Source organism: Fischerella sp. PCC 9605 (assembly GCF_000517105.1).
Taxonomy (GTDB): Bacteria; Cyanobacteriota; Cyanobacteriia; order Cyanobacteriales; family Nostocaceae; genus PCC9605.
The window spans coordinates 275,536-290,285 of the sequence record NZ_KI912149.1 but is presented as its reverse complement, the minus strand read 5'-3'; the positions used below and the strand labels follow the sequence as shown (position 1 = coordinate 290,285).

Genomic DNA, 14,750 nt, shown 5'->3' with positions numbered 1-14,750 from the left:
GGGAGTTTAGGAAATGCAACTGACGCCGCAAGAGAAAGACAAACTGCTGATTTTTACTGCTGCAATGCTTGCAGAAAGACGCAAGGCAAGAGGTTTGAAATTGAATTATCCAGAAGCTATTGCTTATATTTCTGCTGCTATTTTAGAGGGTGCGAGAGATGGGCATACTGTAGCAGAATTAATGAGTTACGGTACTACGCTGTTGAGGCGAGATGATGTCATGGAAGGTGTGCCAGAAATGGTGCATGAAGTGCAAGTGGAAGCGACTTTTCCTGATGGTACGAAGTTGGTGACAGTGCATAACCCAATTCGTGATTAGTTTTATATAGGATTTATCCATGATTCCAGGAGAAATAATTACACCAGCAGGAGAAATTGAACTAAATATAGGGCGTCTGACTGTAAAATTGCGAGTGTCAAATACAGGCGATCGCCCCATACAAATTGGTTCTCACTTTCACTTTTTTGAAGTCAACGCTGCGTTAAACTTCGATAGAGAACAAGCACGAGGAATGCGTCTCGATATCCCCGCCGGAACAGCAGTCCGCTTTGAACCAGGCGACGAAAAAGAAGTGACTCTCGTCCCCTTAGCTGGTACACGCCAAGTCTACGGCTTCAACAGCAGAATTAACGGACAACTCTAAAACCCTCTGCGTCCCTCTGCGTTTTCCTTTGCGTGCCTCTGCGTTAAAAAATATTCAGGAGTTAACATGAGTTATAGAATGGATCGCCGCGCTTACGCAGAAACCTATGGCCCCACAGTAGGCGATCGCATCCGCCTTGCAGATACAGAATTATTTATTGAAGTCGAACAAGACTTCACCACCTACGGTGACGAAGTAAAATTCGGCGGTGGTAAAGTCATTCGCGACGGAATGGGCCAATCACCCATTTCTAACGCCGCTGGTGCTGTTGATATGGTAATTACTAATGCTTTGATTTTGGATTGGTGGGGAATTGTCAAAGCAGATATCGGCATTAAAGATGGCAAAATATTCAAAATTGGTAAAGCTGGAAATCCTTATATTCAAAACAATATAGATATTATTATTGGCCCTGGTACTGAAGCCGTCGCTGGCGAAGGAATGATTCTTACGGCTGGCGGTATCGACACCCACATTCATTTTATTTGCCCCCAACAAATTGAAGTAGCCATTGCTTCTGGTATTACCACTATGATTGGTGGTGGTACTGGCCCCGCAACAGGGACAAACGCTACTACTTGCACACCAGGGCCGTGGAATATTTATCGAATGCTGCAAGCGGCTGATGCTTTCCCTGTAAACCTGGGATTTTTGGGTAAAGGTAATACTAGCCAACCGCGAGGACTGGTGGAACAAGTCGTGGCGGGCGCGATAGGATTAAAACTACACGAAGATTGGGGAACCACACCCGCAGCGATTGATACCTGTCTCAACGTTGCTGATGAGTACGATGTGCAGGTGGCAATTCATACTGATACACTCAACGAAGCTGGGTTTGTGGAAGATACCATCGCCGCCTTCAAAAAGCGTGTCATCCACACGTACCACACTGAAGGCGCAGGCGGCGGACACGCACCGGATATTATCAAAGTTTGTGGTGAAACGAACGTCTTACCATCATCCACTAACCCTACACGTCCTTACACCGTCAACACTTTAGATGAACACCTGGATATGTTGATGGTTTGTCATCACCTTGATCCGGGAATTGCTGAAGATGTGGCGTTTGCTGAGTCGCGCATTCGCCGGGAAACTATCGCTGCTGAAGACATTTTGCACGATTTAGGTGCATTTAGTATGATTTCTTCCGATTCCCAGGCGATGGGACGGGTAGGAGAAGTAATAATTCGTACCTGGCAGACGGCGCACAAAATGAAAGTGCAACGGGGAGACCTCACCCCAACCCCTCTCCTACAAGGAGAGGGGCTAAGAGTGGATAACTTTCGGGCAAAAAGATATGTTGCCAAGTATACGATTAATCCAGCGATCGCTCACGGCATTTCTCTGTATGTGGGTTCAGTCGAAGAGGGAAAACTAGCAGATTTGTGTTTGTGGCGTCCGGCGTTTTTTGGCGTTAAGCCGGAGATAGTAATTAAAGGTGGAATGATTGCATGGTCACAAATGGGCGATGCCAATGCTAGTATTCCCACGCCGCAACCTGTGCATATGCGCCCGATGTTTGGTAGTTTTGCAGGTGCTAAGAATGCCACATCGTTAACTTTCGTTTCGCAAGCAGCGTTAGAAAGGGAAATTCCCAGTCAGTTAGGGTTGCACAAGCAAGCAGTTGCGGTTTCTGGAACACGTCAGTTGAGTAAGCGGGATATGAAGCTAAATGATGCATTACCGCGCATCGAAGTAGATCCGGAAACTTATGAAGTGAGGGCAGATGGGGAGTTGCTAACTTGTGAACCTGCAACGGTTTTGCCAATGGCACAGCGCTACTTTTTGTTTTAATGTGTCACTTGAATACGCTTGTGCGATCGCATCTTCATTACATAGCTGTAAACATGGCTAAACTCTCAACAGGTGAAAAAGGTAAGCTCATTTTGGGTGAACAGTGCGATCGCTGACTTTAGCGTCATATGAGAATGCGATCGCTTACTATCGCTTTAGTGTTTGTCACACGCCCAAAGCTTTTGTTACCAACATTAAAGCTGTCGTCACCAACATCAAGACATTCTATAGATAACATCAAGGCATTTGTGACAAACGTCTTGACATTCCTTATTAACATCAGGACATTCATAGATAACATCAAGACATTCGTTACCAACATCGCTATATTCGTTTAACTTACGCCAATCTGCGGTGCGATCGCTTGTTTTGAAGTGAAAGTGCGATCGCTGTTTAGCTGCCAACAATGGATCAATCATAATTGTTGCTACAGTAGATTGGTCACAATCTCCAAGTACATAATATTTCCTGGTCATAAGTTAATCATGAAGAAGTAAAATAAATTACTTAAATGCATTAACTAAAATTAAAGTTTTATAACCAATATAACCAAACATTACTTTTACAATGAGTTCACAATCTTCTCACTCAGACAAAATCCTAGTAGTTGATGATTCTCCTGATAATGTATTTTTAATCAAAACCATATTGGAGGAAGAAGGCTATACAGTTACTACGGCAGAAAATGGTGCTTGTGCATTGGCAAAAATTGCCGAAGCGACTTTTGACTTAATACTGCTGGATCTGATGATGCCGGGGATGGATGGTTATGAAGTAACCAAGCAGATTAGGGAAAATCAGAGTTTGCCATTTATTCCGATCCTACTTATCACTGCTCACGATTCACCGAATGTTGCCCAAGGATTAGACTTGGGTGCTGATGACTTTATCCGTAAACCAGTAACAGTAGACGAGTTGCTAGCACGAGTGCGATCGCTTCTCCGTCTCAAACACAGTATCGACGAACGCGATGAAATCGCCCGTCAAAGAGAAGATTTTGTCTCTCGCCTCACCCACGACTTACGCACGCCCCTAGTAGCAGCAGAACGGATGCTGACACTTCTTTCAGAAGGTGCATTGGGAAGTTTATCACCACCAATGCAAGAAGTTATTACTATCATGGGCCGTAGCAACACCAACCTGCTAGCAATGGTAAATACCCTACTGGAGGTTTATCGCTTTGAAGCAGGACGCAAAACCTTAGCGTTTCAACCAGTTAATCTAGGGCAATTACTCAAAGAAGTGGCAGATGAATTAACTCCCCTAGCTGAACCAAAGGGACTGGCAATAAATCTAGATCTTGGTGAGGACTCAACCAATAGTACGGTGATGGGCGATCGCTTAGAACTGCATCGCCTATTCACAAACCTGATCGGTAATGCTATCAAATTTACCGATAAAGGTTCTGTAGATATCCACCTCATAGCGCCTACCACTGCCGACGACCACATTAATATCAAGGTAGCGGATACAGGCCCTGGTATTCCTCCTGAAGAACAAGCAACCTTGTTTGAACGATTTCGCCAAGGTAGCCACAAGCGTTCTGGAAGTGGCTTAGGACTGTATCTTTCTCGTCGAATTGTTGAAGCACACAAAGGTACAATCGAAGTGAATTCAGAAGTAGGTAAAGGCAGTGTTTTTATTGTATGCCTACCCGTCAAGCAGTAAATTTATAAATTATGAATTAAGCTAAAATACATCTAATTTTGTATAATCCAAGTGCATTAACTTCTTGTGGGGCGGGCATCTTGCCCGCCATATTCATGCAAATTAAATTTATTTTCTGATAGCAAAAATATGAATACTGAATTATCAATCGCTGATATTATTCGTAAACAAAGAGATTTTTTATCCACAGGTAAAACTAAAGATATTGCTTTTCGTATTGACCAGCTTAAAATTTTACAACAAGCCATCAAAGATAATGAAGCAGCAATTTATCAGGCTTTAAAAGCAGATTTAAATAAACCGGAATTTGAAACATTTTCTTCAGAAATTGTATTGGTATTCAAAGAAATTGAATATTGTCTCAAAAATATTAAGGTTTGGACTAAACCTAAAAAAGCACAAGTTCCTTGGCAATTACTTCCTGCTTCAGCACAAATTTATGCAGAACCGCTAGGAGTGGTTTTAATTATTGGTGCTTGGAACTATCCATTTCAGTTAACTATTTCACCATTAATCGGAGCGATCGCTGCTGGAAACTGTGCCATCCTCAAACCTTCAGAACTTGCCCCGCATACCTCTAGTCTCGTTGCCAACATTATCGCTAAATATTTCCAGCCAGAATATATAACAGTCGTAGAAGGAGGTGTAGAAACTAGTCAAAAACTACTAGCAGAAAAATTTGACCACATCTTCTTCACTGGAGGTACTGCTGTCGGCAAAATTATTATGGAAGCAGCAGCCAAACATCTCACACCTGTCACTCTAGAATTAGGTGGCAAAAATCCTTGTATTGTAGATACTGACATTCATATTGAACATACCGCCAGACGGATTACTTGGGGTAAGTTCATCAATGCCGGACAAACTTGTCTTGCTCCTGATTATTTATTAGTTAATCACAAAATCAAAGCAAGTTTATTATCTGAAATTAAAAAGTGTATTCAAGAATTTTATGAAGCTAATCCTGCTAGTAGTCCTGATTATGGCAGAATTATTAATCAAAAACACTTTGACAGGTTAGCAAGTCTTCTCAATAGTGGTGAAACCTGCATTGGTGGCGAAACAAACCGAGATGAACTTTATATAGCTCCAACAGTAATTGGAAATATCTCCTTAGCAGATCCTGTGATGCAGGATGAAATTTTTGGCCCCATTCTACCTGTGATTGAATACAAAGATATATCAGAGGCGATCGCCCTAATCAACTCTCAACCAAAACCCTTAGCTTTGTACTTATTTTCTAATAACAAAAACCTGCAACAGCAAATTTTACAAGCCACTTCATCCGGAACTGCATGTATCAATGAAACAGTCATGCAGATCGGTGTTTCATCTCTACCATTTGGTGGTGTAGGTGATAGCGGTATCGGTAGCTATCACGGTAAATCTAGTTTTGACACCTTTTCTCACTATAAAAGCGTGTTACACAATCCCTTTTGGCTGGATTTAAAATGGCGATACGCTCCCTATACTAAGAGCAAATTGTCTTTCTTGAAGAAAATTATTGGGTAGTTACCAAGGCTAGCATATATCCATATATTAAACAAATAGGGTAAGCAAAGTTCACCTAGCCCTTTCAAGGTGGGTGAAAAATATGCTTTCATTACCTGATTTTTCCTGATTCGACTTGGTGTCTTAGTGTCTTGGTGGTTAAATAAAATTTATTTTTTCACCACAAAGACACCAAGACACGAAGAAGACTTATTGTTTAGGATTACACCACCAAAGGGCTAGCAAAGCTCACCCTACTACATACTTGCTATTGGGGAAAACTTAAAAACTGCTATAACGTTCCTCCGCCCAAGGTTCGCCCCGGCGATGGTAGCCATTGCGTTCCCAAAAACCAAGTTCTTCGCGCTGAAGAAACTCCAGGCCGTTAATCCACTTGGCACTTTTCCAAGCATAAAGGTGGGGAACCACCAGCCGCATTGGCCCGCCATGTTCTGCGGGTAACAGTTCACCAAATAATTTAAAGGCAAAGAAATTTTCTTCTCTAAGAAAATCTTCCATTGAAATATTGGTAGTGTAGCCGCCGTAGCAGTGTTCCATAACGTGGGCTGCTTTCGGATCGACTTCAATTAGTTTCATAAAGTCTGTCACTTTAATCCCAGTCCACTTGACATCGAGTTTAGACCAGCGGGTTACACAGTGGAAGTCAGCAGTAAATTCCTGCTGAGGTAGGGCCATGAAGTCTGACCAAGTAAAAGTCTTGGGTTGTACCAAACCCCAGACGCGAAATTCCCATTCATCTGTGCTGACTTGGGGAGTCGCACCATAAGTTAAAACAGGAAAGCCCTTAGCCAAATGTTGACCGGGTGGAACGCGATCGCCCTGTTCTTGCGTCGGCTTTTGAAAAAATTTTCCTAGCATAGTCACCAGAAAAATAAGTCTTCTTAAAAAGACACTTTAGTTTTTATATGCTTTTCGGTAATCGGTCATAGGTAATGAATAGTCAATGGTCAATTGTCAATAGTCACTAGTTAAAAACTCTTGACTATGGACTATTGACTCTGGACTCTTGACTCTGGAATTATTATTCCTCTTCTTCCTCTTCTTCAGCAGTTGGGTAAACAAATGTAGAACGTCCAGTCAAAATCGACTTGCCGAGAGAAAGAGCTTTTTGGGCTTCAACAGCGGCTTTGTGCCTCCAGGTAGCTCTACGTTTATCGCGTTTAGATTTAGATGTTTTCTTCTTTGGAACAGCCATAGTAGCGGATAACGCAATTTTTGACAACCTTATTATTCTAAGCCATTAACGTGTCTGTGTTGGTTGTTGGTTGGTGGTTGTTTGTTGTTGGTTGTTGGCTGGTGGTTGGGTGGTAGTGGGGGTTTTGAAATTATCCCCAAAATATAGAAGCGATCGCGCTGTTTTGAAATATTTTGCCCAACGTCGCGGATCGGGACGATTGCGCCATTGTTGCCGACTAACTGCTAACTCTAAAACTGGTGCGATCGCTCCATGATTTTGTACGGAAATATAGATGGAAACATCTGTCACCAAGATATCTTGGTCAAAACTGCGTTGAGCCGCTGCTCTTGCAGCCGCTTCTGCTCTTTGCATTAGGGTTTCGTAGTTTTCTTCTGGCAGGCGGTCAATAGCGAGGTCAACTCTGGCGGTGTAAGCTTGCACAGTCTGGAGTGCGATCGCTTCACACAAAAGCCACATAGGAACTGCTGCACCCAGCAAAACTACTGCATAACCTATCCGGATTTTATTGGCGATTGATGGCATAAGTTGAATGAAACTCTTGAGAAAATTTCGATTTCCCCAGGAAAATCTGCTTGATGATTGATGACAGCAATTCCTCATGACCTATATACTCCTCACTATGAAAAATGAAGTTAAATCCTATGAACGTATTTTCTTGGTTAAGCAAGTAATAAAAATGACATTTCATCTATTAATGAGATGATGACCACCTAGGCCATAAGACATAGGTTAGCTTTGTTTTTTCAGCAAAGCCAACCGCGATTTCAAGTAAGCAAAAAATAACCGGCAGAAAGCGCGATGGCAAATAACTGGGCGATCGCCATTGGCATAAATCAATATCAGTTCTTTCAACCTTTAGGGTGTGCTCAAGCCGATGCCGAGGCGTTAAAGGATTTTTTAGTAGTAGAAGCAGGTTTTTTGCAGCAACAGTGTCTGTTAATGACAGACACTTCGCCGCCTTTGGGTGACAGATCTACTTACCCTACAAAAGAAAACATTCTGCTTTTGCTGGAAGATTTAGCAGCAGCGTGTTGGCAACCTCAAGACCGACTGTGGTTTTTCTTTAGTGGTTATGGCGTCAACCACAATGGACAAGATTACTTAATGCCACAAGAAGGAAACCCCGAACGCATAGAGGAAACTGGCATAGAATTAAGAGCGCTGATGCAAAGTCTGCAAATAGCTGGACTTGATGCATTATTATTGCTTGATATCAACCGTGCTTTTGCAACCCAAGCAAATGCTCTCGTTGGGCAAGAAACAGTTGAACTAGCTCAAGAATTCCAAATTCCCACAATTCTGTCTTGTCAACCGGAACAATTTTCCCACGAAAGTAGCGAACTCGGTCACGGATTTTTTACAGCAGCAGTATTAGAAACTTTACGGTCTGGCAATGGTAACACTTTAGAGGATCTAGAAAGATACCTGAGCCTCCGCACACCAGAACTATGTCAACACTACTGGCGTCCTACACAAAATCCTGTTACTGTTATTCCCTCTAGGCAGCAAGGAATCTTGCCGTCAATAGAAGATACAGCCACAATTGCTTCTGAAGAAATTTTCGCTGCTGCCCTTTCAACGCCTTCACTAGACCCTAATGCTGACAGAATCATAACAGACACGATTAGGTGGGGTACAGGAGGAGGAGGAGTAGGGGAGGCTGCGCCGTGGGCGGGTTCCAACTCCCCACTCCCCACCGCAGCTATAACAAATAACTCGGAAAACAAAGGGGCGGCGACAGCAAACACCTCCTCATTTTGGAAACCATTAATGTTATGGGGTGCAGGTACGACAATAGTTCTGGGCTTGTTTGGAGTAGTTTATTTCCGCAACCAAGCAGGTTTTAAAACAACTGTGGAGGTGTTCTCAACTTCATCCAAAACAGCTAATGATGATGCCGAAACAGAGATACTTCCTGTATCACCTAAAGAAATGACTCGTAGTAGTGTTACTAATACTACTCGTAACACCAAGATAATTGAGAATTTACCACCAATTCCACCATCTTTACAAAAAAGTCAAGCAATCTCGCCAACAGCCCTTGATTCTCAGTCAATCAAGCGTGACCAAGCCATATCGGACTTGGCGAAAATGTCTCTGAGACCAAACCAGGCTAGCGATCTCAGCGTAGCGATCGCTAAAGCCCGAAATGTTAAACCTGGTGAACCACAATACGAACAAGCACAAACAAATATTCAGATTTGGAGCAGCATGATCTTAAATCTAGCCCAAAGTCGTGCTAACCAAAGAAAATATGCTAAAGCAATAGCTGCTGCCGAGTTAATTAGCCCAGATCAGGCAATTTATTCACAAGCACAAACGGCTATCAACCAGTGGCGGCTACAAGCAAAGCAGTATATGGCTAACAAAACTCTTTTAGATGCTGCTAATGCTTTAATTCAACCAAGACAGGCGTCTACCTATAACCGCGCTATCGAAGTTGCTAAAAAAGTTTCACCAGGAGAACCAGGCTTTGAGGAAGCTCAAAAATCGATGAATCAATGGAGTGAAACAATTTTAAAGCTTGCTATGCGTCGTGCCTCTAGAGGACAATTCAGAGCAGCAATACAAACAGCTGCTTTAGTTCCAGAGGGGACATCTGCATACAACAAAGCTCAGCAAGAACTCCAAAAGTGGCAAAGTCAATAGAGTTAGTGGTTAGTGGTTAGTAGTTAGCGATTACCTACTATCTACTAACTACTATCTACTATCTACTAACAATACTGCGATATATCCTCGCCGCACTCATCAGCTAGATAGCACAGCGCTCGGAAACGCAAGCTTACTACTTCTTCGTACAAGGGGTTGAGCTTGCACATCGGGGGTATGTGCAACAAGGTTTTACCAAATAACTTCACATCACGCTCAAAGGGACACTGAGCAGGAATGTATTGGCACAATCGGTGTGCTAGTTGGCGATCGCGGACTTGAACGCGGTCTAGCCAGTGACGCAAAGGCTGGAGAATATCAATATGAAGCTTGGATACTGGACGACCCAGCTGAATGACATTAGCGTGACTAGCTTCGGTTGGATTTAGCGATACCCAGCTAGCAAAAAAAATCTTTTTTGTGGTATTATCGAATACCTTCATCATTTACTCCTCTTTTTCCTTGAGGGTCTTCACCACTCCGGTGAAGATATACAACCCAACAACGGCATTTCCCGGAAGATTCTTGTCCTGACAGAGATGCTGTCTTGTCTTTAAGTAGCCACTTTGATCAGAACCTACTTATTAATACGTCAAGTTAATCGCAATTTCCCTGGAATCGGAAGTGTGATAGTAGTATCTTGTTCATAACTTGACATAGTTTAAATTTTAATAAAGACATCTGCCTTTGGACAGATATTAATGTAACATTTACAAACTTTTTTTGCAGAAAATTTATAACTAAGGTTGCTACTGAGCACATTATTAGTTAAATTTAATACTTTATACTTAGAGGTCATTCTTTATCTTTTGTGATTTCTGGCTAAACAACGACGAATGACCAACTAAAGATGTTACCAAATATTTACAAATTTGCCATCTATGGCGTTTTGGGACTGACCTATCTGGGTTTGGCATTGGGCTACCTGCCTGGTTTACGCATGAACCGTGCCACGATTGCCTTAGTAGGGTCTGCTTTTTTGATTGCTCTGGGTGTATTGAGTCTACAAGAGGCATGGGATGCGATTGATGCCACCACGATTGTGTTTTTGTTAAGCATGATGGTGGTTAACGCCAACCTCTCCTATGCAGGGTTTTTCCCGCAAGCACTGTCGCTGCTTTTGCGTTTTACCCGTAGCCCCTTGGGCTTATTAGTGGCGTTAACCTTTGGCAGTGGCATTCTTTCCGCCTTTTTTCTCAATGACACCTTGGCGCTAATTTTTACACCATTAACCTTGAGCTTGACTCAAGCCTTGAGATTGAACCCCGTACCTTATTTATTGGCGATCGCAGGAGCAACTAATATTGGTTCTGTTGCCACTTTGAGCGGTAATCCTCAAAACATCTTGATTGGCTCCTTCTCAGACATCCGTTACCTGGATTTTATGCGGGCAATGGCTCCAATTGCAGTAACAGGCTTAGCAATTCAGGTAATTCTACTGTGCTTGCTTTATCCAAATGTACGCTCAATTGTGCCTTGCGAACATTTGCCCACCGGGAACCAGCGCATCTTCAAACCTCTGTTTTACAAAACCTTAACAATAACCACCGGATTGTTAATTGCTTTTACTGTTGGTTTACCTTTAGCAGAGTCTGCTTTAGTCGCCGCTAGCTTGTTGCTTGTCACCCGCCGGATCAAACCACAGCGCATTCTCAAAAAAGTAGATTGGAACCTGCTGGTGATGTTTTCTGGACTGTTTATTTTGAGTAAAGTCACACAAAAGTTGAATTTGCTCAAGCCTTTTACCTATGCAATCAACTCTCCTACTGGTCTTTTGGGAGTTACAGCAATTTTGTCGAACTTAATTTCTAATGTTCCTGCGGTACTTCTACTGCAACCCTTAATTCCCAAAGATGATACTCAGTCCTGGTTGTTGTTAGCAGCGGGGTCAACTTTAGCTGGTAACTTAACTTTGTTTGGTTCGGTAGCAAACTTAATAGTCGTAGAAGCCGCCGCTGAGTTAGGTTACAAGCTGACCTTTTGGGAACATCTGCGCTTTGGCGTACCAGTGACAGTGTTAACTTTACTTCTGGTTTATATAGCTGTTGCCAGGTAGGTTAGGACATCATCTGCTCATAAAACCCTGACACCAAGGGGCTTTCAAGCCTGTTCCCTGTTCCCTACTATAAATATGGATTCATTAACTCTCCCCACAAAAAAATTAGGGTGTGTTAGTGCCAGCTAACACACCCTACTATTTATATTTTTAATTCCCTACGATGCTACCTGAGCAGCGGTACGTGTACGCCGCCTTCTGCCGTCAGAAACTTTCACAGGCGGCTCATCAGGAATTTGCATCAACAATGTTACGGTTGGCTGACATTGCAATTCGCGACGGATAGAACGCGCCATTTCCCGCTCTAGCACTTCTTGCAATCCACCCCAGTCTACTTCTGGTTGGTCACTTTCAAAACCTTGGGCAAATTCTGACCAGCGCACGCTGAGAATTTCTTCTATCCGCTGTTGTACCCACTTTTGCAGGAGCGATCGCTCAATGCTCGTTACTACACCCCGCAGGTGAATTTCTGGTTTAGCCATCAGCTTGCCACTCCAATCGATTGCTGCTGCAATGGTGACAATACCTTCCTCTGCCATCTTTTGCCGTTCTTGCAAGACTTTGGCACTGACCATACCAGAACCGGAAGTATCCACCAATTCCAGACCAGATGGTACTTTCCCTGCGACGCGAATTGATTCTTCTGTCAATTCTATAACATCGCCATTCTGTATAATTACCATGTTTTCCGCCGGTATACCCATACTTTGGGCTGTCTGGGAGTGCTTAACTAGCATCCGATGTTCGCCGTGAACAGGCAAGAAAAACTTGGGTCGGGTTAATGCTAGCATCAGCTTTTGGTCTTCCTGGCAGCCGTGCCCTGAGACGTGGATACCTTTGTCCCGACCATAGACGACATTCGCACCTTGCATCATCAATTTATCGATGACGTTGACCACAGCAATGGTATTCCCAGGAATCGGGTTAGCTGAGAATACTACTGTATCTCCTTGGCGAATTCTGATATGGGGGTGTTCTTTGTTGGCAATGCGGGTCAGGGCTGACATCGGTTCGCCTTGGGAACCAGTTGTCAAAATCAGCACATTTTCATCCGGCAAATTCCGGATAGCATGCAACGGCTGAAGTAAGTCGTCATTACACTTGATATAACCGAGATTGCGGGCATGGGCAATCAAATTTAGCATCGAACGCCCAACAACCGAGACGACGCGATTATACCTTTGCGCTAACTGCAAAATCATGTTAATACGATGCACGCTAGAAGCAAAGGTGGTTACGAACAGTCGCCCAGAGGCTTGAGTAAAAACCCGTTCTAAATTGGGATAAACTGAACGTTCTGAAGGTGTGAATCCGGGTACTTCTGAGTTAGTCGAATCACTCATCAAGCACAGAATGCCTTTTTCACCGTGTTCGGCTAGGCGTTGTAAGTCAAAATGTTCGCCATCTACAGGGGTATGGTCAAATTTAAAATCTCCGGTGTGGATAATTACGCCGAGTGGGGTATGGATGGCGACGGTGAAACTATCGGCGATGGAGTGAGTGTTGCGAATATATTCCACAAAGAAGTGTTTGCCAATTCGCACCACATCGCGGGGAAGGACACTTCTTAATTCTGTGCGATCGCGCACTCCCGCCTCTTCTAATTTGCCCTCTAGCATTGCCATTGCTAGCCTAGGCCCGTAAATCACGGGAATTTCAAATTGCTTGAGGTGAAAAGCAATCCCACCGATATGGTCTTCGTGACCGTGGGTGACAATCATACCTTTAATTTTATGGCGATTTTCCCGCACATAAGTCATGTCCGGAAGGACAATGTTGACTCCATGCATTCCATCCGTAGGAAATGCCAATCCTGCATCTAGCAAGATAATTTCATCTTCATACTCAAATACACAAGTATTTTTACCAATTTCATGCAAGCCGCCCAACGGAATAATTTTTAGGGCGGAATTAATTTCGTTTTTAGCCATTTTCTCCTGAGATTGTTGTTTGTCGTTAAATTTTTGAGATTTTAGAGGTCTGTTAAGACAGTTGAAAATTTCTGTCTATAAAGATCTGTGAGAAAGTAGTCCAGCTTTTATGAGATTTTTTATTGTTTCGATATGTTCAATAAAATAAAATTTACACAACAAGAACTTATTAGTAATTTCTTTGTCGTAGCACAGGGTACTTACCTGTTACATTGTCAAAATTACTTAGAATTTTTCTTATGTATCTTTAGCCGTGTTTGACTACAAAAGTGTCCTATATTCTAGTTCCTAACTAAAGTAAATGAAGTTCTTTCATCACCACCTCTAAGTGTTGAGTGACTTTTGCGTCAGCTTCACATAGCGGCGGACGAGTTGAACCAACCTGCCAGCCTCGATGTTGTAATGCTTTCTTGACTGGAATTGGGTTCGTTGTCACAAACAAAGCTTTAAATAATGGGAAAAGCCGCAGATGAATGTCGGTAGCGACTGAAATTTCACCTGAACTAAAGGCTTGAATCATCTGTTGTAGTTCGTTACCCACCAGATGAGAAGCAACACTAACTACACCTTTGGCCCCGACTGCTAATAATGGCAAGGTTAAAGAATCATCTCCAGAGTAAATCTGAAATTCTTTAGGTGTCAAGCGACGAACTTCACTCGCTTGATCTAAATTTCCACTTGCTTCTTTGATACCAACAATGTTTTTAATTTCAGCTAACCGGGCAACAGTCTCGGGACTGAGGTTTTGACCTGTACGACCCGGCACATTGTATAACAATATGGGAAAGTCCGCAGAAGCTTGGGCGATGGCTTGAAAATGTTGGTAAAGTCCTTCCTGGGGTGGCCTGTTATAGTACGGAACAACTTGTAAAGCACCATGTACTCCTATTTTAGCTGCTTTTTGAGTAGCGGCGATCGCTTCTTTGGTGGAATTGGAACCGCATCCTGCCATCACAAGTGCTTTGCCTGCCACCGCTTCTAACACGACAGAAAATAACTGATATTCTTCCTCCCAGCTTAAGGTAGGAGATTCTCCCGTCGTCCCACAAACCACCACTGTATCCGTACCGTTGTTTGCTAGATGTGCAGCTAGTTTTGCTGCTACATCATAATTGACACTACCGTCTTCTTTAAACGGCGTAATCATTGCAGTTAAAACTCTACCAAAATTTACCACCCTTTTTCACTCCTAATTTTTTGTTTTTTGTGTTTTGGTGGTTCTATATTGTAATAACCTATTTGTAAATTAGTTTCAAGGGTAATGTGTTAGTAGATAGTAGTTAGTAGGAAATTGTTCT

15 protein-coding genes are annotated in these 14,750 nt (G+C 42.9%); 8 read left to right on the top strand and 7 right to left on the bottom strand.

Features of this window, described 5'->3' with window-relative positions:
• Positions 1-13: 13 nt before the first annotated feature.
• From ureA to FIS9605_RS46620, 4 genes are all read left to right on the top strand, one after another.
• Entirely contained in the window at positions 14-319 is a 306-nt protein-coding gene (gene ureA / locus FIS9605_RS0116225) for an urease subunit gamma (protein WP_026733537.1), read from the top strand.
• A 19-nt stretch (positions 320-338) separates the two neighbouring features.
• A complete protein-coding gene (locus FIS9605_RS0116220) occupies positions 339-644 on the top strand; it encodes an urease subunit beta (protein WP_026733536.1) in 306 nt (101 codons plus the stop codon).
• A 66-nt stretch (positions 645-710) separates the two neighbouring features.
• The gene (ureC, locus tag FIS9605_RS0116215; RefSeq protein WP_026733535.1) at positions 711-2,438 is read left to right on the top strand and encodes an urease subunit alpha; all 1,728 of its coding nucleotides are present in this window, start codon (positions 711-713) and stop codon (positions 2,436-2,438) included.
• Positions 2,439-2,541: 103 nt separating this feature from the next.
• Positions 2,542-2,673: a hypothetical protein gene (locus FIS9605_RS46620; RefSeq protein ID WP_442854712.1), complete on the top strand. Its 132-nt coding sequence runs from the start codon at positions 2,542-2,544 to the stop codon at positions 2,671-2,673.
• Here FIS9605_RS46620 and FIS9605_RS42720 read toward each other — a convergent pair.
• The gene (locus FIS9605_RS42720; protein ID WP_155960445.1) at positions 2,654-2,857 is read right to left on the bottom strand and encodes a hypothetical protein; all 204 of its coding nucleotides are present in this window, start codon (positions 2,855-2,857) and stop codon (positions 2,654-2,656) included. The two genes, FIS9605_RS46620 and FIS9605_RS42720, sit on opposite strands and share 20 nt — an antisense overlap.
• Positions 2,858-3,005: 148 nt before the next feature.
• On the opposite strand from FIS9605_RS42720, the gene FIS9605_RS0116205 reads away from it, so the two are divergent.
• Positions 3,006-4,106: a sensor histidine kinase gene (locus FIS9605_RS0116205; protein WP_026733533.1), complete on the top strand. Its 1,101-nt coding sequence runs from the start codon at positions 3,006-3,008 to the stop codon at positions 4,104-4,106.
• Between the two features lie 129 nt (positions 4,107-4,235).
• Complete coding sequence (locus FIS9605_RS0116200; RefSeq protein WP_026733532.1) at positions 4,236-5,618, top strand: aldehyde dehydrogenase; 1,383 nt, start codon at positions 4,236-4,238, stop codon at positions 5,616-5,618.
• A 261-nt stretch (positions 5,619-5,879) separates the two neighbouring features.
• Here FIS9605_RS0116200 and FIS9605_RS0116195 read toward each other — a convergent pair whose 3' ends face one another.
• The 3 genes from FIS9605_RS0116195 to FIS9605_RS37245 all read right to left on the bottom strand — a co-directional run bounded on the left by FIS9605_RS0116195 (position 5,880) and on the right by FIS9605_RS37245 (position 7,338).
• Positions 5,880-6,476, bottom strand: a complete 597-nt coding sequence (locus FIS9605_RS0116195) for a sulfite oxidase-like oxidoreductase (RefSeq protein ID WP_026733531.1) — start codon at positions 6,474-6,476, stop codon at positions 5,880-5,882.
• 163 nt (positions 6,477-6,639) lie between these two features.
• On the bottom strand, positions 6,640-6,813 hold the full coding sequence (rpmF, locus tag FIS9605_RS0116190; RefSeq protein ID WP_026733530.1) for a 50S ribosomal protein L32: 174 nt from the start codon (positions 6,811-6,813) through the stop codon (positions 6,640-6,642).
• 45 nt (positions 6,814-6,858) lie between these two features.
• Positions 6,859-7,338 (bottom strand): hypothetical protein, encoded by a 480-nt coding sequence (locus FIS9605_RS37245; RefSeq protein WP_051470042.1) that lies wholly within the window; start codon positions 7,336-7,338, stop codon positions 6,859-6,861.
• A 276-nt stretch (positions 7,339-7,614) separates the two neighbouring features.
• On the opposite strand from FIS9605_RS37245, the gene FIS9605_RS0116180 reads away from it, so the two are divergent.
• Complete coding sequence (locus tag FIS9605_RS0116180) at positions 7,615-9,465, top strand: caspase family protein (protein ID WP_026733529.1); 1,851 nt, start codon at positions 7,615-7,617, stop codon at positions 9,463-9,465.
• Between the two features lie 65 nt (positions 9,466-9,530).
• On the opposite strand, the gene FIS9605_RS0116175 is transcribed toward FIS9605_RS0116180, so the two are convergent.
• Positions 9,531-9,908: a Mo-dependent nitrogenase C-terminal domain-containing protein gene (locus tag FIS9605_RS0116175; RefSeq protein ID WP_026733528.1), complete on the bottom strand. Its 378-nt coding sequence runs from the start codon at positions 9,906-9,908 to the stop codon at positions 9,531-9,533.
• A gap of 407 nt (positions 9,909-10,315) precedes the next feature.
• Between FIS9605_RS0116175 and FIS9605_RS0116170 the strand changes: the two genes are divergently transcribed.
• Entirely contained in the window at positions 10,316-11,521 is a 1,206-nt protein-coding gene (locus tag FIS9605_RS0116170; protein ID WP_026733527.1) for an anion transporter, read from the top strand.
• A gap of 158 nt (positions 11,522-11,679) precedes the next feature.
• On the opposite strand, the gene FIS9605_RS0116165 is transcribed toward FIS9605_RS0116170, so the two are convergent.
• Both FIS9605_RS0116165 and dapA read right to left on the bottom strand, forming a co-directional pair.
• Positions 11,680-13,452, bottom strand: a complete 1,773-nt coding sequence (locus FIS9605_RS0116165) for a ribonuclease J (protein WP_026733526.1) — start codon at positions 13,450-13,452, stop codon at positions 11,680-11,682.
• A 292-nt stretch (positions 13,453-13,744) separates the two neighbouring features.
• Positions 13,745-14,629, bottom strand: a complete 885-nt coding sequence (gene dapA / locus FIS9605_RS0116160) for a 4-hydroxy-tetrahydrodipicolinate synthase (RefSeq protein ID WP_026733525.1) — start codon at positions 14,627-14,629, stop codon at positions 13,745-13,747.
• Positions 14,630-14,750 lie beyond the last annotated feature (121 nt).